General features: G+C 65.5%; 23 protein-coding genes and 1 tRNA gene. 8 read left to right on the top strand and 16 right to left on the bottom strand.

Annotation, left to right across the window (positions count from 1 at the left end; translation table 11 throughout):
* Positions 1–2 precede the first annotated feature (2 nt).
* Genes ROZ37_RS04290 through ROZ37_RS04275 form a run of 4 tightly spaced genes read left to right on the top strand, consistent with a single transcriptional unit; the run spans position 3 to position 4,433 of the window.
* The gene (locus ROZ37_RS04290; protein ID WP_312657783.1) at positions 3–1,286 is read left to right on the top strand and encodes an RsmB/NOP family class I SAM-dependent RNA methyltransferase; all 1,284 of its coding nucleotides are present in this window, start codon (positions 3–5) and stop codon (positions 1,284–1,286) included.
* Complete coding sequence (locus ROZ37_RS04285) at positions 1,279–1,857, top strand: phospholipase D family protein (RefSeq protein ID WP_312657782.1); 579 nt, start codon at positions 1,279–1,281, stop codon at positions 1,855–1,857. Before ROZ37_RS04290 ends, ROZ37_RS04285 begins: the two co-directional genes overlap by 8 nt.
* A 1-nt stretch (position 1,858) precedes the next feature.
* Positions 1,859–3,253 carry a mechanosensitive ion channel domain-containing protein gene (locus ROZ37_RS04280; RefSeq protein ID WP_312657780.1) on the top strand — a complete coding sequence of 465 codons (1,395 nt, stop codon included), beginning with the start codon at positions 1,859–1,861 and terminating at the stop codon, positions 3,251–3,253.
* A gap of 10 nt (positions 3,254–3,263) precedes the next feature.
* Positions 3,264–4,433, top strand: a complete 1,170-nt coding sequence (locus ROZ37_RS04275; protein ID WP_312657778.1) for a fatty acid desaturase — start codon at positions 3,264–3,266, stop codon at positions 4,431–4,433.
* 54 nt (positions 4,434–4,487) lie between these two features.
* On the opposite strand, the gene queD is transcribed toward ROZ37_RS04275, so the two are convergent.
* On the bottom strand, positions 4,488–4,937 hold the full coding sequence (gene queD, locus ROZ37_RS04270) for a 6-carboxytetrahydropterin synthase QueD (RefSeq protein ID WP_312657777.1): 450 nt from the start codon (positions 4,935–4,937) through the stop codon (positions 4,488–4,490).
* Positions 4,938–5,056: 119 nt separating this feature from the next.
* Here queD and ROZ37_RS04265 point away from each other — a divergent pair, with 119 nt between their 5' ends.
* The gene (locus ROZ37_RS04265) at positions 5,057–5,911 is read left to right on the top strand and encodes a radical SAM protein (RefSeq protein ID WP_312657776.1); all 855 of its coding nucleotides are present in this window, start codon (positions 5,057–5,059) and stop codon (positions 5,909–5,911) included.
* 22 nt (positions 5,912–5,933) lie between these two features.
* On the opposite strand, the gene ROZ37_RS04260 is transcribed toward ROZ37_RS04265, so the two are convergent.
* Entirely contained in the window at positions 5,934–6,239 is a 306-nt protein-coding gene (locus ROZ37_RS04260) for a helix-turn-helix domain-containing protein (RefSeq protein ID WP_312657774.1), read from the bottom strand.
* A gap of 254 nt (positions 6,240–6,493) precedes the next feature.
* Between ROZ37_RS04260 and ROZ37_RS04255 the strand changes: the two genes are divergently transcribed.
* Positions 6,494–7,717, top strand: coding sequence for an aspartate kinase (locus ROZ37_RS04255; protein ID WP_312657772.1), 1,224 nt, complete (start codon positions 6,494–6,496; stop codon positions 7,715–7,717).
* Positions 7,718–7,764: 47 nt separating this feature from the next.
* Positions 7,765–7,858: transfer RNA gene (locus ROZ37_RS04250), tRNA-Ser, on the top strand.
* A 479-nt stretch (positions 7,859–8,337) separates the two neighbouring features.
* On the opposite strand, the gene ROZ37_RS04245 is transcribed toward ROZ37_RS04250, so the two are convergent.
* From ROZ37_RS04245 to ROZ37_RS04185, 13 genes are all read right to left on the bottom strand, one after another.
* Positions 8,338–13,920, bottom strand: coding sequence for a hypothetical protein (locus tag ROZ37_RS04245; protein ID WP_312657771.1), 5,583 nt, complete (start codon positions 13,918–13,920; stop codon positions 8,338–8,340).
* A 1-nt stretch (position 13,921) separates the two neighbouring features.
* Complete coding sequence (locus ROZ37_RS04240; RefSeq protein ID WP_312657770.1) at positions 13,922–14,116, bottom strand: hypothetical protein; 195 nt, start codon at positions 14,114–14,116, stop codon at positions 13,922–13,924.
* Positions 14,117–14,216: 100 nt separating this feature from the next.
* The gene (locus tag ROZ37_RS04235; protein WP_312657769.1) at positions 14,217–14,465 is read right to left on the bottom strand and encodes a hypothetical protein; all 249 of its coding nucleotides are present in this window, start codon (positions 14,463–14,465) and stop codon (positions 14,217–14,219) included.
* Complete coding sequence (locus ROZ37_RS04230) at positions 14,462–14,731, bottom strand: hypothetical protein (protein WP_312657767.1); 270 nt, start codon at positions 14,729–14,731, stop codon at positions 14,462–14,464. Before ROZ37_RS04230 ends, ROZ37_RS04235 begins: the two co-directional genes overlap by 4 nt.
* Before the next feature lie 189 nt (positions 14,732–14,920).
* Positions 14,921–15,226: a hypothetical protein gene (locus ROZ37_RS04225; protein WP_312657765.1), complete on the bottom strand. Its 306-nt coding sequence runs from the start codon at positions 15,224–15,226 to the stop codon at positions 14,921–14,923.
* Positions 15,219–15,689 (bottom strand): hypothetical protein, encoded by a 471-nt coding sequence (locus tag ROZ37_RS04220; RefSeq protein WP_312657764.1) that lies wholly within the window; start codon positions 15,687–15,689, stop codon positions 15,219–15,221. Before ROZ37_RS04220 ends, ROZ37_RS04225 begins: the two co-directional genes overlap by 8 nt.
* A gap of 21 nt (positions 15,690–15,710) precedes the next feature.
* Positions 15,711–16,058, bottom strand: coding sequence for a hypothetical protein (locus ROZ37_RS04215; RefSeq protein WP_312657763.1), 348 nt, complete (start codon positions 16,056–16,058; stop codon positions 15,711–15,713).
* Between the two features lie 18 nt (positions 16,059–16,076).
* The gene (locus ROZ37_RS04210) at positions 16,077–16,646 is read right to left on the bottom strand and encodes a hypothetical protein (protein WP_312657761.1); all 570 of its coding nucleotides are present in this window, start codon (positions 16,644–16,646) and stop codon (positions 16,077–16,079) included.
* Positions 16,643–17,314, bottom strand: coding sequence for a hypothetical protein (locus ROZ37_RS04205; protein ID WP_312657760.1), 672 nt, complete (start codon positions 17,312–17,314; stop codon positions 16,643–16,645). The genes ROZ37_RS04210 and ROZ37_RS04205 overlap by 4 nt, the downstream gene beginning before the upstream one ends.
* Positions 17,315–17,388: 74 nt before the next feature.
* Positions 17,389–17,862 carry a hypothetical protein gene (locus ROZ37_RS04200; protein ID WP_312657759.1) on the bottom strand — a complete coding sequence of 158 codons (474 nt, stop codon included), beginning with the start codon at positions 17,860–17,862 and terminating at the stop codon, positions 17,389–17,391.
* A complete protein-coding gene (dnaB, locus tag ROZ37_RS04195; RefSeq protein WP_312657758.1) occupies positions 17,855–19,186 on the bottom strand; it encodes a replicative DNA helicase in 1,332 nt (443 codons plus the stop codon). The genes ROZ37_RS04200 and dnaB overlap by 8 nt, the downstream gene beginning before the upstream one ends.
* On the bottom strand, positions 19,183–19,980 hold the full coding sequence (locus ROZ37_RS04190; RefSeq protein WP_312657756.1) for a helix-turn-helix domain-containing protein: 798 nt from the start codon (positions 19,978–19,980) through the stop codon (positions 19,183–19,185). The genes dnaB and ROZ37_RS04190 overlap by 4 nt, the downstream gene beginning before the upstream one ends.
* Positions 19,981–20,291: 311 nt before the next feature.
* Entirely contained in the window at positions 20,292–20,525 is a 234-nt protein-coding gene (locus tag ROZ37_RS04185; RefSeq protein ID WP_312657754.1) for an AlpA family phage regulatory protein, read from the bottom strand.
* 263 nt (positions 20,526–20,788) lie between these two features.
* Between ROZ37_RS04185 and ROZ37_RS04180 the strand changes: the two genes are divergently transcribed.
* On the top strand, positions 20,789–21,034 hold the full coding sequence (locus tag ROZ37_RS04180) for a hypothetical protein (RefSeq protein WP_312657753.1): 246 nt from the start codon (positions 20,789–20,791) through the stop codon (positions 21,032–21,034).
* 5 nt (positions 21,035–21,039) lie between these two features.
* On the opposite strand, the gene ROZ37_RS04175 is transcribed toward ROZ37_RS04180, so the two are convergent.
* On the bottom strand, positions 21,040–21,348 hold the full coding sequence (locus ROZ37_RS04175; protein ID WP_312657751.1) for a hypothetical protein: 309 nt from the start codon (positions 21,346–21,348) through the stop codon (positions 21,040–21,042).
* Positions 21,349–21,359: the final 11 nt, after the last annotated feature.

The following is a 21,359-nucleotide window of genomic DNA, read 5'->3' as shown; positions in this document are numbered from 1 at the left end:
AGATGTCCAGACACGACGAGGCCGCTTCGCGCAGCCTGCTGATCCACGCCGCCCAGGTCCTCGGCACGGTACTGACCTTCGAGCATCCGGCTGACGCGGTACTGTCGCGCCATTTCCGCGAGCACCGCGAAATCGGCCACCGCGACCGCGCGTTCATCGCCGAAGCGGTCTACGGCATCGTGCGGCGCCTGCGCTGGTTGCGGCGGCTCGTCGGCGACGACGCGCGTCCGCGCACCTTGCTGCTCGCGTGGCTCGCACGCGGCGAAGGCTGGCCGATGCGGCATTTCGAAGGGCTCGCGTCGGCGACCGAGCGCGACTGGATCTCCGGGATCAAGGCGCGCGAGCTCGATGACGGCTCGCTCGGCGAGCGCACCGATCTGCCCGACTGGCTCGCCGAGCGGCTGCTCGCGACGCGCGGCGAAGCGGAGCTCGTCGAACTCGCGCACAGCCTCAATCGTCCCGCACCGCTCGATCTGCGCGTCAATGTGCTGAAGGCCGACCGCGACGAGGTCATCGGCACGCTGAAGGCCGACGGCATCGACGCGAAGCCGTGCCCGTTCTCTCCTCAGGGCGTCAGGCTCGTCGGCAAGCCGGCGCTGCAAAAGCATCCGCTGTTTCTCGCAGGCGCTTTCGAAGTGCAGGACGAAGGCAGCCAGCTGCTCGGCTTCCTCGTGCAGCCGAAGCGCGGCGAACTGGTCGTCGATTTTTGCGCGGGCGCCGGCGGCAAGACGCTGCAGCTCGGCGCGATGATGCGCTCGACCGGGCGGCTCTACGCGTTCGACGTGTCCGAGAAGCGCCTCGCGAAGCTCAAGCCGCGCTTCGCGCGCGCCGGACTGTCGAACGTGCATCCGGTGCTGATCGCGCACGAGCGCGACGCGAAGGTCAAGCGCCTCGCCGGCAAGGCCGATCGCGTCCTCGTCGACGCGCCGTGCAGCGGCCTCGGCACGCTGCGGCGCAATCCCGACCTCAAGTGGCGGCAGACGCCGGAATCGGTCGCCGAGATGGTCGCAAAACAGGGTGCGATCCTCGAATCGGCGGCGCGTCTCGTGAAGCCGGGCGGGCGCCTCGTGTATGCGACCTGCAGCCTGCTGGCGGAGGAAAACGACGGCGTCGTCGACGCTTTCCTCGCCGCGCACCCGGAGTTCCGCCAAGTGAGCGCGAAGGACGTCCTCGACAAGCAGGGCATCGCGCTCGATACCGGCGAACGGCTGCGCGTATCGCCTCGCGAACACGACACCGACGGCTTCTTCGCCGCGTTGCTCGAACGCGCGCCGGCCGATGCGTAAGGGGCCGCGCAGCCTGGCGCTGGCCGTGCTGGTCGTGGTCTCGACGCTCGCGGGGAGCGGCCTCCGCGCGAGCGAAACGCTGAACGCGCGCGGTTCGGTCGAGATCGCGTTCTCGCCCGCCGGCGATCCCGAAGCCGCGCTGCTGCGCGTCATCGACCGCGCGCGCGAGGCGCTTCACGTGCAGGCCTACGTATTCACGAGCCGGCCGATTGCGAAGGCGCTCATCGCCGCGCATCGTCGCGGCGTGCAGGTCGAGGTGCTCGCCGACGCCGACATGAATCGGCGCGGCAAGGGGAACGCGATCCCGCAGCTGCTCGAAGCGGGCATCCCGGTCGCGTTCGAGACCCGATACGCGGCCGCCCACAACAAGGTGCTGATCGCCGATGCCGAGGGGCGCGGCTGTGCGGTCGCGACCGGCTCCTTCAATTTCACGTGGTCCGCGAACCACCGCAACGCCGAAAACCTGTTGATCCTGCGGGACAACTGCCCACTGGCGAAGGCCTATCTCGACAACTGGCAACGCCATCGCGCCGACGCCGCTCCCGTGACCCGCCTGCCCTGGAAGCCCTGAAGTGCAAGATGACACCGAGTTTGCAATCCTGCTGAAAAACACCTGGCGCGACGTGCAGAGCCCGGACGTGCTGTGGCAGCTTGCCACGCTCGCGGTTTGCTTCGGCCTCGCGTGGCTGCTCGAGCGGTATGTACTTGCGCGGGTCAACGGCCGCGGCGAGCCGGCGTCGGCGCTGCAGCGCTTCGGCCGCAGCTGGCTGCGCCGGATGCTGTTCCCGCTGTCGGCGCTGGTCCTGGTCGCCACGGCGCGCCCCATCCTCGGCACGTTCCACCATGTCACGCTTCTGAATCTCGCGGTGCCGTTGCTGACCTCGCTGGCCGTGATCCGTTTCGTCGTGTTCTCGCTGCGCGAAGTGGTGGGCCGGTCGAGCTGGATCGCCGGTTTCGAGCGCGTCTTCTCGCTGCTCGTGTGGATTGTCGTCGCGCTGTATATCCTCGGCTGGCTGCCCGAAGTGCTCGCCAGCCTGGAAGCCGTCTCCTTTACGGTCGGCAGCCAGCGACTGTCGATCCTGACGCTGTTCGAGGCGATCGCGGTGGTAATGCTCACGCTGCTCGTCGCGCTGTGGGTCGCTGGGCTGCTCGAGCGTCGCCTGATGGCCACAGCCGGACTCGATGCGAACGTCCGGCTGGTGATGCTGCGCATCGTCAAGACGGTGCTGATCGTCGTCGCGGTGCTGGTCGCATTGCCGATGGTCGGTATCGATCTGACGACGCTGTCGGTGTTCGGCGGCGCGCTCGGCGTCGGCCTCGGTTTCGGCCTGCAGAAGATCGCGGCGAACTACGTGTCGGGCTTCATCATCCTGCTCGACCGCTCGCTGCGGATCGGGAACATGATCAGCGTCGGCGCCGAGCGCGGCATCGTCACGCAGATCAACACCCGTTACACGGTGATCCGGGCGGGCAGCGGCGTCGAGTCGCTGGTGCCGAACGAGACGCTCGTCGGCTCGATCGTCCAGAACGAAACCTATACCGATTCGCGCGTCTCCGCGGCGCTGAACTTTCAGGTGAGTTACGACTCCGACGTCGAGCGCGCGATGGAAATCCTCGTCGCCGTCGCGCGGGAGCATCCGCGGGTATTGAAGGAGCCGGCGCCGAAGGCGTTCCTGGTCGCGTTCGGCGCGAGCGGAATCGATCTGCGGGTCAGCGTCTGGCTGCAGGATCCGGAAAACGGAACGCTCGGCGTGACCTCGGACGTCAATCTCGAAGTCTGGCGCCGATTTCGCGCGGCGGACATCGAGATTCCGTTTCCGCAGAGCGAAGTGCGGCTTCTGGCGCCGCTGCCGCCGGTCGCGCTCGAACGCGGCCCGAGCGACGCGGCGGGTGCGCAGGACGCCGGGAAGAAGCCGGAGCGCCGTGCAGCCTTGCTCAGGGACGATCTGGAGGACATCGATTTTTGAAGGATTCCCGATGCATGCAGGACTGATCGACCTTCCCTGGTGGGGCTACGTGCTCGTCACGCTCGTGCTGACGCACGTCACGATCGCGTCGGTCACCATCTTCCTGCATCGGCATCAGGCGCATCGCGCGCTCGACCTGCATCCGGTCGCCAGCCATTTTTTCCGGTTCTGGCTGTGGGTGACGACCGGAATGGTGACGAAGGAGTGGGCGGCGATTCACCGCAAGCATCACGCCAAATGCGAAACGGTGGACGATCCGCACAGCCCGCAGATCCTCGGAATCCGCAAGGTGCTGCTCGAAGGGGCGGAGCTGTATCGGGCCGAGGCGAAGAACGGCGAGACGCTTGCACGTTACGGCCACGGAACGCCGGACGACTGGGTCGAGCGCCATGTCTATCGGCACTCCGTGGTCGGCGTGTCGGTCATGCTGGTGATCGACCTCGTGCTGTTCGGCCCACTGGGTCTGACGATGTGGGCGGTGCAGATGATGTGGATTCCGTTCTGGGCCGCGGGCGTCGTCAATGGCCTCGGGCATTATGTCGGCTATCGCAATTTCAACTGCAACGACGCGGCGACCAATCTCGTTCCGTGGGGCATCCTGATCGGCGGCGAGGAACTGCACAACAACCATCACGCGTTCGCGACGTCGGCAAAGCTGTCCGCGAAGTGGTACGAATTCGACATCGGCTGGCTCTACATCCGCATCCTCGCGGCATTGCGGCTGGCGGCCGTGAAGAAAATCATTCCCTCGCCGAAGTTCGTCGAAGCGAAGGGCACGCCGGATTTCGACACCCTGCAGGCGATCATCACGCATCGCTACGACGTGATGACGCGCTACGTCGCGTCGCTGCGGCGCATGTGCAGTGACGAGGTCGACCGCCTGGTCGCCGCGCACGGTCGCAGTTTCGATCCGCGTGCCTTGCGTCGCTGGGTGCTGTCGGGCGAGGAGCGGAACCTGCGCGAGGAGGATCGCCGCCGCTTCGAGGTCGTGCTCAGGGACAGCTCACTGCTTGCGACGATCGCCTCGATGCGCGAGGAGCTGACCGCGATCTGGGCACGGTCGAGCGCGTCGCGGGAACAGTTGCTCGCGCAATTGCACGCGTGGATCGTCCGAGCCGAACAGAGCGGCATCGGGCAGTTGCAGGAATTTTCGCTACGACTGCGACAGTACGCCGCTTGAGCGGTGCCGGGCGCGAGCTTCGCCGCCGCCCGGGATCGGCGAAGACGGAGGCTGTCAGATTTCGCTTCGCACGGCGTCGGCCCAGCAATTGGGCGTCTCGTACAAGCGCACGCGCTCGAGTCGCAGGTGGTTCCCGAAGGTGTCGCGGTAATGCGAATCGAGGATGCTGAATGCTTCGCTCGCGAGGTTTTCGGCCGTGGGGACGACGTCGAGAATCACCGTCTTGTGACCCGGCAATCCGGCGAGAAAGTCGACGACCGGCTTGTCGTGCCGGTAGGCGAGGAAGGCGTGGTCCCACGCGTCGACGACGTGAATCTTCGCGATGTTCTTGATCTCGCCGAAGTCCATTACCATTCCATTGACGGCCTGACCGGCGGCGGAAATGATTTCACCGGACAAGGTGATCTCGATCGCGTAGCGATGGCCGTGCAGATGGCGGCACTGGCTTGCGTGATCCGGAATCCGATGGCCGGCATCGAATTCCAGGCGGCGGGTGACGCGCATGATTGATCTCGGATTGCAGGCCTGAAATTATAACATCAGGCCTCGAAGGTCCTTTTCGGCGCTCGCGAAAGCTTTCAGGGCGACACGCTCACGTTTCATTTTTCATCGGCTCCCGGCAAATGGTTTCACGAGACTCGGTTCTGAACGTCCGCAATCATGACCGCGATTTCGCGGGCATGACTTACGTCTATCCGGTGCTCTCCCGGCGGGCAGGCGGCGTTTCGGTCGGCATCAACCTGAACCCCAACAACGCCTGCAATTGGCACTGTGCGTACTGCCAAGTGCCGGACCTCGTCCGCGGGAAAGCACCGGCGATCGACTTGGCGCAACTCGAAGCGGAACTCTCGGGTTTCCTCCGTGCGCTGGTGCACGGCGACTATCTCGAACGGCATGTGCCGGAAGGCTTGCGGACGATTCGGGACATCGCCTTTTCCGGCAATGGCGAGCCGACGAGCGCGGCGGAGTTTCCTGAAGTCATTGCGCTCGTCGGGCGCCTGCGCAATGAATTCGGACTCGGGGCGGGCGTGCCGATGCGGCTCATCACCAACGGCAGCCTGATGGGCCAGCCCCGGGTGCAGGAGGCGGTGCGCGCGCTCGGCGACGCTGGCGGCGAGGTGTGGTTCAAGGTCGATGCGGGAACGAAGGCGTCGATCGAGCGCATCAACGGCGTATCGCTCGACCCCGCGACTGTTGCGCGCAATCTCGCGATTTCCGCCGCGTTGTGCCCAACCTGGGTACAGACATGCATGTTCCGCTGGGATGGCGCCGCGCCGACGAATGACGACATCGAGGCCTATCTGGACGTGCTGGAAGCGGCCGGCGCCGACCACCTTCGCGGCGTGCTGCTGTACGGCATCGCGCGGCCGTCGATGCAGCCCGAGGCGGTCCGGCTTTCGCCACTGACCGCCGTGGAGCTCGAAGCGATCGCCGCGACGATCGCAAAAAAAGGGCTGACGGTTCGCGTCAGCCCTTGAGGGAACAGCGCCGTCGCGAGCTTCAGCGGCCGGTACGTTCCTTGCGCTTTGCCCGCGCTTCTTTCTTTAACGACTTGTACAACTCGGGGTTGGAGGTTTTCAGGAACTCCGCGACTTCGACGTCTTCTTTCTTGACCTTGTTGATGTCGATCTGCTCGATATGCACGAGGCGCAGCAGCGCCTGAACCGGCCGCGGAATATTCCGGCCGCTCTCGTAGCGGGAGCCACCGCTCTGGGTGACGCCGATCTTCGACCAGAACTGCGACTGATTCAGCCCGAGCTTGCGGCGGATCTCGCGAACGTCGATGCTTTCGTTGGTTTTCGTCATGCTCTTATCCTCTGGAGGGAATTCAGCCCGCTTATGAGACAAGGCTGAGCGTTGCCTGGTTCCTACGACTTAAGTTGTAGGATGGTCAAAGTATAGATCACTATTCCGTGCACATACAACGAAAAAGTCCAGGAGGCTAAAAATAATCACTATCGATAAATCGGGACTGCCGGGAGCGAAGTTATAACCGCCTGCAAAATTTCTTCGCATTCGATAGAATTCACCCCTTTATCCACAAGTACTTGGATGCGACGATGGCACTGATAGTTCAGAAGTACGGCGGCACCTCCGTGGGCAACCCGGAGCGCATCAGGAACGTCGCGCGAAAGGTCGCGAACTTCCAGGCGCAGGGACACCAGGTGGTCGTTGTCGTGTCGGCGATGAGCGGTGAGACGAACCGCCTGATCGCCCTCACGAAGGAAGTAGCCGCCAACCCCGATGCGCGCGAGCTCGATGTCGTCGTCTCGACCGGCGAACAGGTCACGATCGGCCTGCTGTGCATGGCGCTGCACGACATCGGCGTCAAGGCCAAGAGCTACACCGGCGGTCAGGTAAAGATTCTCACCGACAGCGCGCACACCAAGGCGCGCATCCTCAATATCGACGATGCGCCGATCCGGAAGGACCTCGACGACGGCAACATCGTCGTCGTCGCCGGCTTCCAGGGCGTTGATGAGCACGGCAACATCACGACGCTCGGCCGCGGTGGTTCGGACACCACCGGCGTCGCGCTCGCCGCCGCGCTGAAGGCCGACGAGTGCCAGATCTACACCGACGTCGACGGCGTCTATACGACGGACCCGCGCGTCGTGCCGGAGGCCCGCAAGCTCGACAAGATCACGTTCGAGGAGATGCTTGAGCTCGCGAGCCTCGGGTCGAAGGTGCTGCAGATCCGTTCGGTCGAATTCGCCGGCAAGTACAAGGTCAAGTTGCGTGTCCTGTCGAGCTTCCAGGAGGAAGGCGAGGGCACGCTCATCACAGTCGAGGAAGATCAGAACATGGAACAACCCGTCATCTCCGGCATCGCCTTCACGCGCGACGAGGCCAAGCTCACGGTGCTCGGCGTGCCCGACAAACCCGGCATCGCATACCAGATCCTCGGCCCGGTAGCGGATGCGAACATCGACGTCGACATGATCATCCAGAACGTCGGTCATGACGGCACGACCGACTTCTCGTTCACCGTCCCGCGCGGTGAGCTCGAAAGGGCGACGAAGGTTCTCGACGGCGTGCGCACGCACATCGGTGCCCGAGCGGTTCAGAGCGACAAGACGATGGCGAAGGTCTCGGTCGTCGGCGTCGGCATGCGCTCGCACCCGGGCGTCGCGTCGCGGATGTTCCGCACGCTCGCCGAGGAAGGCATCAACATCCAGATGATCTCGACCTCCGAAATCAAGATTTCGGTCGTCATCGAAGAGAAATACCTCGAGCTCGCCGTGCGCGTGCTGCACAAGGCGTTCGGCCTCGACGCTGCCTGAGTTTGACCGCCTGCGACGGAGTCGCTATCATCGCGGGCTCGAAGGTTGGAGAGTTGGCCGAGAGGTCGAAGGCACTCCCCTGCTAAGGGAGCATACGGGCTAAAACTCGTATCGAGGGTTCGAATCCCTCACTCTCCGCCAACCAAAGAACTAAGCCACTGATTCCAGTGGCTTTTTTCTTGCCTGAAATCAGCTACCCCCATTTCTACCCCTAGACCGCACGCCTGCAATTGCGGGGCTTGAAATGGGTTTCGGGCGTAGAGGGCGCCCCGGGGAGCGCTACTATGCCAACTACGCCACCGGTGAAACTCGTTTCACACCGCGCGGCGCTCAGGAAAGCGTTTCGCATTCGAAGGAGCAACCGCGGTGATCACGGCTTCCGAAATCCTGTGGAGCCTCGGGGCGGCGACTCCCGGGCTCGTCATCGCCGTGGCGTTGTTGCCGTGGCGGGCGCGGCTTTACCAAGGGCACGAATGGTGGGTCCTTTGGGCCACTCTCTGGCCCTTTCTTCTGATCTACGCACTCTGGTTTGGGCTTGGCGCCTACCGTGACGCCTGGACAAGCTATCTCGCGAAAAGGGCGAACGCACGTTCAGTCGTTGGCAGGAACGCGCGCTGACGTCATTTACTGCCGGCGCTCGCCACACCGGACATGGCGCCGCGCATCGCGTCGGCTGCGCTGGTCGGCTCCACCCTGCCTTGGGCCACGTCCAGCCCGTAGCCGATCGGCTTGCCGAGCGCCGACACTGGAATGCCCGTGGAGATGCTCACGAGCGTGAGCGTGTCACGTGCGGCCCGCTTCCAGCTTCCGTCCTCCGCGATCGCTTTATAGACCGAGTGCGGAGCGCTGGCCGCGCTCTCGATCATCGACACCGCCGGCGCGGTGCTCATCCGGTCGTCGTAGGGTTTGCGGTTGAAGCTGTTCCAGACCAAGACCGCCCCCTGTCCGAATATCGGAACCATCGCCGCTGCGTTGCGTGCCGGGGCGCCCAGGAAGAACGCGAGGAAGTCGTCGAGATAGCCGTCGTCGTCCTCGTCGCCGAGTTCGCCGCGCATCCCCAGGACGATCGCCTCCGACACCCAACTTGGCACGAGGAAGCCGAGCAGGAGCACGTAGAACAACCGGCCCGCGCCGGCCTTCAGCCCGACGTCCTGCGCGATCTTCGCGAACTCAGTGCCCAGGATGTTCGCCTGCATGTTGAAGTAGCTCGTGAATTGCGTGAAAACCCGCGTGAAGGCCGTGCCCGACTCGAAGCTCGAGATGTCTTCCGGCGACAAGCTGCCTTGCGTCTCGCGCACGGCGGCGTTCGCGGCGCGGATCGCGTCCTGCTCGCTCGCCCCGTCTGCCGTCGCCTGGTCGAAGGCGCCGGCCCAGGTGATCGTATCGACAACGTTCTGGGCCGCGCTCTGCAGGAAATACGCGTGCTTCGCGCTCCACGCCTGCGCCTTCTCGTACGCGTTGGGGTTCAGCAGGAGGTCATCGATCGCCTGGCGCATCTGCATGACTTCGTTCTGCTGGCGGGTCGCCATGAACGGCGACAGCGCTGCGATCTGCTCGGCCACTTCGGAGGGCGCCCGGAGGTAGCGCCACGTCGCCGCCTTGAGGTAGTGAGGCTTCACCTTCACGGCGGCAATCGACAGGCCGGTGATCTGCTGCATGGCGTTCGTGAAGTTGACGAACATCGCCGCCATGCCAGAGCGCCGCCGCGCCCCGCGGAAGAATTTGTCGGTGAGCTTTCCTGCCCAGCCGGTGGCCGGCGTCTCGACGGTCTGCTTCGCCGCGCGGTTGAGCCACGGTAGCAGCAGGTCCGTGTAGGCCGTGGCGTCGTAGCGGTTCAGCATGCCGGCGAGCCCTTTTGCGCGGAGCGTGCGCATCACGTCACGCACCTTCGGCTCCATATGGGCGAAGAGCAGGGCCTTGTCCATGTGTTGCGGCAGCAGGCGCAGGTCGAGCGCGAGCGGCCGGTTGTACTCGACGCGGGATTTCGTGAAGCCGCGATTGGTCGCCGGGAACATGAACGCGTTGCCCTGGTTGATCGCGTCGAGCTGCGCGTTCAGCGCCGCGTCCTGCACTTCGAACGTGTCGGTGATCGCCGGCACGTAGCCGCCGCGATACACGCCGAACGGCGTTCCGAACTCGTGGGCGGTGATCTCTTCGAAGTAGCGGCCGAAAACGGCGCGGTGCGTCTTCTGCGCGAGCGGCTTGATCTCCTCGAGCAGATCCCACACCCCTTGGACGAAGTCGAAGTCGGCCTTCGTGAGCTTGCCCTCGGCGATCATCCGGCGCACGAAGGCATCCCAGCGCGACGTGTCGAGGACGCCCGGCGCGGGCTCCGTGGACCAGCCCCGGCCGAGCAGGAGCTTGCGCTTGTTCGAGTCGTTGCCGGTGTGCAGCAGCGCGTGCAGCAGTTCGGCCTTGCCGGCGTCCCCCTTCGAGAACCCGAACGTGTAGCCGAGTTCGGGCGCGTCGATCCTGCCGGGTTTCAACGTCGGCTCGATCGCCTTCAGCAGGTCGCGGTAGCGCTTGAGGTAGCGTGCCGCGTCGGCCCGGTAGGCGTCGGCCGCCTCGCTGATCGGGGTGAAGACGAAGCGCCGGAACGCGCCGGTGATCTTGCCGCTGTCCATGCGATCGACCCACGCTTCCACTCGGCGCAGCGCGGCGCGCACGCCCGCGAGGTAGCGCATCGTCTTCTCGCGCTCGGTGACGGCGCGGCCTTCGCCCGGCACGGTCTCGGGCACGCCGAGCTCGTTCAGGCGGTCGGTGAGCGCCTGCGTGACCTGCTCGCGGTCCATGAGCTGCCCGTCGATCTCCACCTGGCGCTCGCGTCGCGCGAGGTACCAGATCGACTCGACCGAGTCCGAGAGCGCGCGCAGTTCGCCGACGGTGAGATCGTCGAGCGGCTTCGCGGTCGCCTCGGCGTCGAGCAGCATCGGCTCGAGCACCGCGTAGAGATCCGGGTCGTAGGCCTTGACCGCCTCCATGTACTCGCGCGGATTCCTGCCGCGCGTCCCGAGCCCGTACTCGGCGAGGATCGCGCGGGCGGCGTTCCCGATGTCGGCGTTGCGTTCCTTTGCCAGCGCGTCGCCGGTCGTCGCGGCGATCTTGCGCAGGCGCGCGACCGTCTTCTGTGCGGCCGCCTGCGCCTCGTAGGCGGCCCGCGTGGCGGCGTGGTTGATGATCTGGTTGCGCTTCTGCCGGATCGCTTCCCGAATGTCGCCCTTCTTGAGCGCTTGTTCGGCGAGCTTGCCGGCCTTCACCTCGGCCGCGGCGTACTTCGCCGGGCGCAGCTTGCCGACCACCGTTTGCGCGATGAGCCCCGCGGCGTGCTCCTTCGCCATGCGCTCGATGAGGCGGGCGCTGCCGACTGCCTTCTGCAGGCCGGCGAGCTCGGTCGCAAGGAAGCGTGTCCGTACATCGTTGTGGATCGCCTCGTCGGCGGCGCGGCCGATCGCCTCCGGGCTCGTGAGATCCCCGTAGCGCTCGAGCATACGTAGATCGGTAAGCGCCTCCACCGCCTGGGCGAAGGGCTCGGCCTGCAGCAGCTCGCGCACCATCGCATCGCCGGACGAGAAGCCGAAGATCTCGGCGGCCTGGTCGGGGTGCATGCCTTCCTCGGCGAGTGCGCCGTACTTGCCGTAACCGAGCTTTTCCCACTCGACGGACGCGAGCGCGCCCTCCGGGTACATCGCCTTCAAGGCAGGAATCGACAAGCGATGGCCCGCGGTGGCTTTGATTTCCTCGCCGTCGGGCGCAGTCATCTCTCCGCGCTTGAACCAGCGCAGCGCGCGATAGACGGGCTTCGCGGCAACCTCGTCCCGTGCTTCCTTCCGGACTTCCTTGCGCTTGTCGATGGCGTCGCGGTTCAGGCGCTTCACCGTGGCCTCGCGCATCCGGGACGTCCACGTCATGTCGCGCACGCTGCGCGCTTCCATCTGCCCGAGCGCCTCGGCACTCGCGGCGCTCGTCATGCCCTGGTAGTCGTTCCAGTCGATGCCGAACTCGGCAGCCTGCTCGGCAGAAGTGAAGAGCGGATTCATCGCGCGGGCGCGCTGTGCGGCCTCGATCGCGCTATCGGTCGCGAGCATGCGATCGAGCACGCTGCGAACCTCCGGCGTCAGTTCGACGTTCAGCCCCTTCAGGCTGCGATAGACGGACGTGAGCCACGCGCGGAAGCGCTGGAAGAGGCTTTGCAGATCGATCGACGGCGCCTTGCCTTCCATCAGGAAGGACTCGAAACCTCGGGCGAACTTCTCGTGCTGCTCGCGCCGCTGATCGAGCGTCATCCCCTGCCAGGTGGCGAGATCCTGCACACCGAACCAGCCGAGCAGCGTCTGCATGTCCTGCTGCAGCGCGGGCGCGGTCTTCGCCATGTCGGCGTAGCTCTCCAGGAACCAATGGGCCGATTCGTGCAAGGCGGTTGAGAGATCCGCGTTCTTGAGCAGCGCAATGGTCCGCGTCTCGGGCACGAAGGCCCCGCGGCGCGTCTGCTCCAGGCTGTCGGCGGTGATGAGCGTTTCGCCGACGACGTTGGGCCGGTAGGTGCCGTAGAGCTCGGCCGGCGTCGTGCCCAGGCGTTGGGCCATGACGTCGAAGAAGGCGCGCGGCAGCGCCGCGTACTGGCGATTCACATCCGGCGTGAAGCGCCCCACGGTGTTGAACTGGTCGAACAGATCCTGCTCGATCTGGCTGAGTTCGGCCACGCGCTGCAGGTCTGCGGCCTGCTCGCCGGCAAGCTGCGCGATCTCGGCGCCGAGGTCCCGCTCCCCTTGGAAGAGTGCCTGCACTTCCGCCGGGCTCATGCCGTCCGGACGCGTGCGCACGTTCTCGAGCAGCGCCTCGGTGTAGGGCTTGCCCGCAAAGTGCGTCATGAACTGCGCGACGGGGATCTCGACGGCGGTGCCGTTCGCAAGGGCCGTGTCGAATTGTTCCGCGATGGCGGGCGACGCGGTGTCAAGCGCGACACCCGACTGCGCGAAGGCGCCCGCGAGAGCCTCCGCGTCGATGAATAGAGCCGCATTGGGTGCGGCCTGGCTGAGCATTTCCTGGAAGAGATCTGGCGCGCGTTCGCGCAGCTTCGACAGCTCGGCCGTCTTCACCAGTTCCTGCACTGCCTGAGCATCCTGCGCGCCTTGCTGCACCTGCTGCTCACGCTGTGCCCCGCGCGCCCGCACATGCAGCGCTGCCTCGATCACGGAGCGGGCAACCGCGCCGACCGTCGCGCCGACACCACCCTCGTAGAGCGTGCCGCCGAGGTCGAAGCCGGCGTTCGGGTTGGTCAGCAGGTTGCGTAGCGCGTCATGCCCCAGGTTCTCGGCCATCTCCTGCGCGCCTTCAGTGGCGCCGGCGATGCCGACCCGCGCGAGGGTCGCGGCGATCTGGTTTTTCACCGGCACGGCGAGCGGCCCGAGGATCTTGTCGAGCGCGTACTTCTCCGTGATGCCGGTCACGGCAGCGCCGCCGAGCACGGCGAGATCCTTCGCGCCCTGCGTCGCGAGGTCTGGCGCGATCCGCTCGTCCATGATGTCGGCGCCCTGCGCGAACAGGCCGATCCCGCGATCGATCGGCCAAGTGGCAATCTGCCCCGCGAGCTGCCCGAGCCCGCCCGTCACGTCATCGTAGAACGTGCGTCGCCCGGACGGCACCATCACCTTGTTGCGAGCAAATTGCTTCACGAGCGCGCCGCCTTCGCGCCAGCCTTCACCTATCAATGGGCCGGCAATGGAATCTGTCATCGCCTCGCCGCCTGCACGAGGCGTCGGCAACAGCGAGCCGATCGCCCCGGCAATGTTGCGCTGCGCGATGTCCAGCAGACCGCCATAGCCGGCAGCTTTGCTCCCGACAACCTCCACGGCGCCGCCGGCGAACTGGCGAACGGAGCGCTCGACCAGCGAGAGCTGGTCGACGTCGTCGTGTGCGAGCTTCGCGCGCTCCACGTCTGCGAGCAGTGCGGCGGTGGCCGGGGAGGTCTGCGCGAGCGCCTCGAAGTCGATCTCGCCGAGTCGCGCCTGCCTCTTCGTCTCGGCTGGCAGGTTGAACGCGGTGTCGATCGGGACGCCCGTCGAGCGCGCAACGCGGCGCGCTTCGGCCTGCGCGTCGGGGTTCGTGTCCATCGCGGTGACGAAGCCGAGCCGTACATCGTGCGCATTGGCTCGCGGGTTGAGTGTCGCAGCTACGGCCGCGTCGAAGTCGAATTCGTCGCCCATGTCAGCGCCTCCGGGGAGTTGGGAACAGCGTGCCGTAGGCGCTGGGGGGCACTTCCACGGGGCGGGGACGGGGGAACGCAGCGAAGAGCGCTTTGATGCCCTCGGCCTCCTCTCGGGCTTTGGTGGGGTCGATGCCGAGCGCGGCGGCGCGCTCAACGTAGTGCTCAACGTAGTGCTCGACATTGGGGTCGGTCATTGGGGTGTCCTTGAGTTGTTGCCGTACCTCGTGGCGGCGACGTTCGCATAGCCGAGGAATGACGCCAGCTCCTCGACGTTGAGATATCCATTTCGATTGATCATGGGAGCTCCTTGGCGGCGGCGACGCGCCGGACCGCACGGAGAAGACGGGCAATCTGCATGTTGTGTGGGTGCTTCTTGACCAGTGCCTCGTAGCGCTGAAGGCGCTCACCGTCAGAAGCACGGGGCTCGATTTCGATTCGCCGTCGGGCTTGTCGTAGGCGTTCGGCCAGCGGCAGGGCGAGGGACTGCGATCGCGCGGCTTCCAGATGCCGTAGACGGCTCTTTCTCGACGGTGCGATGCTCATTGCAGGAACCTCCGCTTGTCGGCCTCTTCAAGCGCGGTGAGTCGCGCCTCGATCTGTCCGCCCTCAATGACGCGAGCAAGAATCTGCAAAACGTTGGCCATGCGGCTTCCGTCCTGACTCTCGATCACACCGCCGCGCATGTCGCGGTAGAGGCGGGCGAGCTCGCGCTGCACCTCGTCGAGGTTGCGCAGCGGAATTCGAACCCGCCCGGGTCGGAGCCCATCCGCAGCGCGGCTGCGGCCTTCGGCGTCGTTTTCAGTGGCCATCGATGCCCCTAAGCCCCGAACTTCGCGGCATCACGTGCGCAGCGCGCGTCGCCTGGGGAACAAGAATCACAATGGAGCCGCCTTCCGCGCAATCGGGCTGGGGCACGCCGGTCTCCACGACAATGGGGACGTGGCGGGCGCCCTGCTCAAGACGCTCGACCCGGGAAAGAAGCCCCGCTCTCACTTGGGTTAGCTCCCGAGCAGCGTGTTCTTCCCGAGTGACAGAGACGACGAGTCGATACCGGACGGGCCGGTCAGCATCGTCGAACCCACGCCACCGCCGGCCGCCGCCGCGTTCGCGCCCAGCAAGCCCGAGATGTCCGGACGCTTCTTGTCCTGCATGCGGAACTCGCGCTCGGCCTGCTGTTGCTGCGCGAGCGCGGAACGCTCGGCCTTCTTCTGCGCACTGCGTTGGTCCTTCGCAGTGCTCCGCGCTTGGACCGCTTGTGCAACGGATGCGGCAGCCAGTACGGCTAAGGAAACGGGCTCACACATGGTCATGCTCCATTGAGAAGTTGAGGAATTGGTTATCTGGGCCGGTCGGCGTCGTTTCGATCGTGAAGCCGAGCCACCGAAGCCACCGCATCGATACCTTGTTGTCTCGGTGCACCCGGTTGTAGAGCACGGGGAAGCGCGCGTGCATTGCCTCGACCTCGATGCGGCTGGCCTCGATGAAGCCTTTGCGGATTTCGGCAATGCGATCGCTTGCGACCATCCACGGGACGCCGTAATGCAGGATCGGATCGGCGCGCGCGGCCACGACGCCGAAAATCACCACGGCCTCGTCACCTGCCCGCAACACGCGGCACGATTCGGATATCGCTGCCGCTTCCCGCACAGTGTCGGGCGGTGCAATGGCAGGGCGTGAGAGGCTCAGTTCGAGCCGGTCCGCTTCGCGGAGGTGGGTAGCGACGAACTCGACGTCTTCGGCGGTAACAGGGTGGATTTCAATATGCATGGCTGCTTCCGGGCTGATCTGTCATTGCAGCCACGCGATGCCGGCCGACACATTCGCCGCGCCACTGCTGACGAACGACACGCGCAGGTACCGCTTCGAGAGGGGCGGCAGTTCGAGCTTCTTCTCGCCGGTGCCGGAGAAGGCGGCGGTCTTGATGAGCGTCGAAAAGGTCGAGTTGTCATCGGAGTGCTCCACCACGGCTTGCACGGTGCCGGCGTTCGAGTGGATTGCCAGCCACAGCCCGAAGTCGTCGAGCGATACGAGGCTGCCGGCCGCGACCGGCCCGCGGTCGATCCGGTCGGTTCCTTCGGTTGTGCCGGCAGAGAGGGCCTGGCGATTTGCGAAGTGCAGTTGTGCGTCAATGATCACGTCGTTCTCCAGTTACGATCAGAGCTTGGCCCGCTTGCGGGCGTCGGCGGCTCGGGCAGCGAGCACCCGAACCCATACGGGGTTGTCCACCAAACCCGTCTTCTGCAGATGCGCTTGGAGTGGCGGATGCTTCGCGAGGAACGTCTTGGCGTCCTGCAGCGCGCGGCCGGCACCTTCGCGCCCGAAGTCCTGCTGCAGAACCTTCTTGGAGTCTTCGCGCCACATCTCGCGCATCTCCTGCGTGGGATTGCCGATGACGGGCATGCTCTCGGCCTGCAGCGCGCTGAGTCCGAGCGCACGGAACTGTTGCTCCCAGCCTCGCGCGTACGCCTCGGCGTCCTCCCTGGTCATAAGCGCCTGATCCATCGCTCGGTTCGCGACGGAGCGCGTCGCCACCTCATAAATGGGCTGGTTCGCGTACATGCGCTCAACCGCGTCCGGGTCGTCCAGAAGTTGTCGACGTTCCTGCGGTGGCGTCTGCGCCGGCTGCGCGGTCGCCTGCGCATCGGTGATCAGCGTGGAATTGCCAGCCGGTTCCGCGGGGCCGGCCATGCTCGGGTACATCCGGGCTGCGAGATCGTCGGTCATTGCGCCAGCTCCTGGGGATCAATCGCGGCCCGGGACACTTCCAAGGCGCCGCGGACCTTGTCGCGCACCTTCGCGAGACGGGTGCGCATGTCTTCCAGGGTGTAAGCCACTCCGCGACCGATATGCACGTGCTGCATCGTGAGCCGGCCTCGCCCCAAGCCCGTGTTGAACAGGGCGCTTTGCAGGGCTGCGGCGACGGAGCTCTCCGTGTGCATGTTGTCGATGCCGTCGAACCGACGCATGGCCTGGGCGGAGCCGACCCCGGAACGGAAGCCGCTCCACATGGCGTTTCGGCGCTCACCAAACGCGGCGTCGATCTGAGCGACGAGAGGGGCAAGGGCCTCTAGATGCTCGAGCATCTGCTCCGCGACGTTGTCAATCTCGGCGTCAAGCCGGGTGACGGTAGCTGCCGCGGCCTTCACCGCTTGCCGACGGTCCTCGAGGCCTTCCTCGGTCTGTTGGGCTGCCGCGGCGTTCTTGGCATCTTCCAGCCTGGCAATGGCACGCTCGTGCTCGGCGATCTCGCGTTCGAGCGCGTCGATCTCGTTGGGGGCGTTCTTGTCGCCTTCGAGCTGGCGCAAGGTGGCGGCGCCGCGCAGGGCGCGGCAGTCGGCGATGTCACGCCGCCGGGCGGCGATGTGGTCGTCGATGGTCTGGGGCAGCTTCATGTGGGGGCACTCCGTTTGAGATGCCCCGATCGTCACCCGTGCGCCGTTATGCGCAGTGAAAAGTCACGCCGAAATCACGCGCAAGCCGCCCTGAGCTTGGGCGACGTGCAGACGATGCCGCGGACGTCGCCTTTCACGACAAACTTCCCCCGCTCTGTGCCAATGCTTCGGATGGCGGCGCCCAGGGCCGGGCTCACGCGTCCGGCGTCGTCGGCAGCCCTCCTCAACGTCTGAACGGCGCTGCCGGGCGCCCTCCGGCCGTCGAAGATCCACCCAAGTTCGACCGCACCCAGCCGGTACTGGTGAGCCGTCAGCACCAACCAGGCGATCGGAAGCCCCTTGCACTGGGACGGGATCGGCACCCCATCTACGAGGCACTCCCGTCCAGCGAACTCGAAGACCGTAGGGGACATGCCGGCGGCCTCGCCCAGTTCAATGAGCCGAAGGGCCGCGGCGTAAAGCAACGGGTCGTTTCGGAAGGGCTCCAACGCTTCGACGTAGCCACGAAGCCGACGGGCTGCGCGGCTCATGAGGAGAGGGTCAGTCATCGAATCCCCTCCGGGCGAATCGCTGCTTGGTTTTCTGCTGCCGCGCCGCCTGGTAGCCACAGTCCGCGAACGAGGTGTATTCGCCGAGCCATGTCAGGCGCACGTCGCCGGTCTGCCCTTGGCGGTTCTTCCGGATCAGAACTTCGGCCGTGCCCTTGTCGGGAGTGTCGGGGTTGTAGACCTCGTCGCGGTAGATCATCAGGACGATGTCGGCGTCCTGCTCGATGGCCCCGGAGTCGCGCAGGTCGGCGAGCATCGGGCGCTTGTTCGGCCGCTTCTCGCACTCGCGGGAGAGCTGCGACAGCGCGATCACCGGGCAGCCGATTTCCTTCGCGAGCGTCTTGAGGCCGCGGCTGATTTGCTCGATCTCGGCGTTTCGGTTCGCGCCGTCGCCCGTCATCAGCTGCAGGTAATCGACGACGACGAGCGAGATCGGGTGCTTGCGGCGCACGCTCTGCACCTTCGCGCGGATGTCGCTGATGCGCTGCGCCGGCTGGTCGTCGACGTAGAGCCGCATGCCGTTGAGGCGCCCGACTGCGCTGGCGAGCCGGTCGTGATCGTCCGGCGTCAGCCCGCCGCCGATGATCTTCGACAGGTCGATGCGGCCGGCCGAGGCGAGCAGGCGATCGACGAGCTCGGTGTCGGCCATCTCCTGCGAGAAGGCGACGACGACGCCGTTCTCGGCGACGTTCGCGGCGATCTGCATCGCAAGGGAGGTCTTGCCCATCGCAGGGCGCGCGGCGATCAGCACGAGATTCCCGGCGCGCAGCCCACGCAGCTTCGCGTCGAGATGCGCAAACCCGGTCCTCAGTCCGTCCTTGCGCCCGTCCCACCGCTCACCCATTCCCGGCAGATGGTCGGTCAGCACGTCGCGCACGAGGCGCGGACCGCGGGTGACGGCGCCGTCGGCCAGTTTCGAGACAGCCGCCGAGGCGTTCGCCAGGATCTCGCGGACGTCCCCGTCGGCGTACGCCATGCTCGCGATCTGGCCCGCCGCAGCGAGCAACGCGCGGCGCATCGCCTTGTTGCGCACCGTCGAGACGTGCGCCGGTAGCATCGCGAAGCTGAAGCCCTGTTCGGCGCATTCGACCCAGTACCCGAGGTCCGCATCGCCGGGGCTCGGCTTCAGCATCTCGTCGAGTAGCACGACATCGACCGGGCGGCCCTGGTGCCAGGATGCGAGGATTGCCGCGAACGCGTCGCGGTGCGCTTCGATCGCGAAATGCTCCGGGGCGAGGCCGGCGACGCGGTCGGCCAGGATCTGACCCTGCAGGCAGCAGCCGATAACGATCTGCTCGGCGGCCGGGGCAATGATGGTACTCATGCTGCGCACTCCACCGGGCTAGCCGGAGCCGCTGCCGCACGACGGGCCATCTCGCCCTCAGTCGTCAGCACGTAGCCCTGTTCGGCAACGCGCCAGAACTTGAACCAGTTGTTCCGCACCGCGTTTCTGAACGTCGCCGGCCAGTCGGCATACCGCTTGGGGTTCCCCTTGTAGCGGGCAGAAAACTCGATCCAGGCAAGTCGCAGCCAGTCTTCAGGGATGCCGGCGTTCTCGACCCAGTCGAAAATCGGGTCGTCTGCAGCGATGAGTTTTTCGCCTGCCGCCTTACGTCCATCGACAAACGAATCGAAGGTGATTTGCGGTTTTCGGCTTTTCGCCTCGGGCGAAGCGGGGGCGGGTGCGGTCGCGCGCCCGTTTCCTTTCACTGACGGTTCATGGTGGTTCACTGATGGTTCGTCTGAAGTGGGCTTCAGGGGGTTCGGGAAGTGGGCTTCAGGGGTGGGGGAAGCAGGCTTCAGGGGTGAAGCAGGCTTCAGGGGTGAAGCAGGCTTCAGGGGTGAAGCAGGCTTCAGGGGTTGAACGGGAATGAAGTACCTGTTCGTGCCCTTTGGACCCTCGTTCTGCCGAACGATCAGCTCGCCGCTTTCTCGAAGCGACGCCAGAATGAAATTTGCATTGCGCTGGGTCATCCGGCACTTCTTCGCCAGTGTGGCTACGGCGGGATAGGCGTTCCCGTCATCGTCCGCGAAGTCAGCGATCGCCAGGAGCATCAGGAGATCGGTTCCGGAATGCCTCGACGCCTCCCATACACGAGACATGGTGCGGACGCTCATGTCAGCGCTCCGTGAACGGCGCGCCCCACTGGCTGCGCCGCTGATGCGCCGCGCCTCTATACTGGCTCAGGATCTGGTCGACAGAACGGGGGTCAAAATCGTGGAGGAACGCCCAGCATCGTCCGTCCCGACCCCACACGACGGCCGGAGCCTCGAGCCCGATCGAGATGTGATATGGGCCGCGGATGTTGGCGTATGCGACCGGGGCGTGAAACTGTATCCGCATGCTGTTTGCGGGTGCCGGACGCGGGCAGGTCGGGTCGATGTGCTGGCCCCCTGGGTGGTGGTGGCGGATCATTGGCTCGCCCCTGTCACACTGCGGTCGGGTTCTTGAGCCATGCGCGCACATCCTCGACCCGCCAGGCCGAGACGCGCCCCGACAACTTCACAGGCTTCGGGAATTTTCCCGCCTTCACCCAACGCCACAGCGTGGGGTGGGATATCGGCAGGATTACGGGGACAAGTTGTGACGGGCGAACGTAGCCTGTCTCGGGCAGTCGGCCTACGACTTCAACCGCCTCGGCGCGCGCTTCATTCTTGATCATGTCGGATACCTCCTGAGTGATTCCGACATGAATTAGATACCAAGTTTTGCAGTCGCTTCGTAGTCGAAAACCGGTAGAGGCGAAGATGGCGCGCGCATAATCATCCGTGCAAGTCCGCCAATTTCCGCCGCTCGCCGTCGGTGTATATTGTAACGATTTGTAAAAAACGAGGATTTGCGCAAACTGATTGGCGCTTCCGCAGGTGTACGCGTATTCGGCGAGTGAAGTGTTCCCCTACGGTCTTCTGGTCACGGGGAAGCGTCATGCAGGACACCTACGTTGGAGTCAACGATCAGGGGCTTCGGATCGGCAAGTACCACCAGAACTGCCGCCACAGCGATGAAATGGTCGATCGCGTCCGCGCCTTGCGCGAGGACGAGGGGCTCACCTACGCCGAGATCTCCGCCGCGACGGGGGTGCCGAAAGGGACCATCGCGTCCATCTGCAGGTACGATCGCCGCGGGCAGGCCTACACGCGATGGAAGCGCATTACCCCGTCAGCGCCTTGAGGCGGTCATCTCTTCCGGTGCACGAGGTCGCGGAGATAGTCATCGAGCGAAGCCACCATGCCACGGGCAAAGGTGGGATTGATGAAGGCCGCCCCGGTCGCATCGGCTACGTACGCGTTGCTTTTGCGCATAGCGACGAACGCCAACCCCGTTACTTCTCCGCAGCGGGCATCCTCGAGTAGATCCTCCAGCAGCGCGATGGTCTCCCTGCACACTTGCGGCGCGGTGGGGAACGGGACAACAACTCTCACCCGTGGGACACAACTGGTTGCGGAGTCCTCGGCGTCGGGGGCGGTAAAATTGGCGTAGGCCATGATGTGAAACC

Origin of the sequence: Aromatoleum sp. (assembly GCF_032027225.1) — a bacterium.
GTDB lineage: Bacteria > Pseudomonadota > Gammaproteobacteria > Burkholderiales > Rhodocyclaceae > Aromatoleum.
The sequence above is the reverse complement of the archived record's forward strand: the minus strand, read 5'-3'. Positions and strand labels throughout refer to the sequence as shown.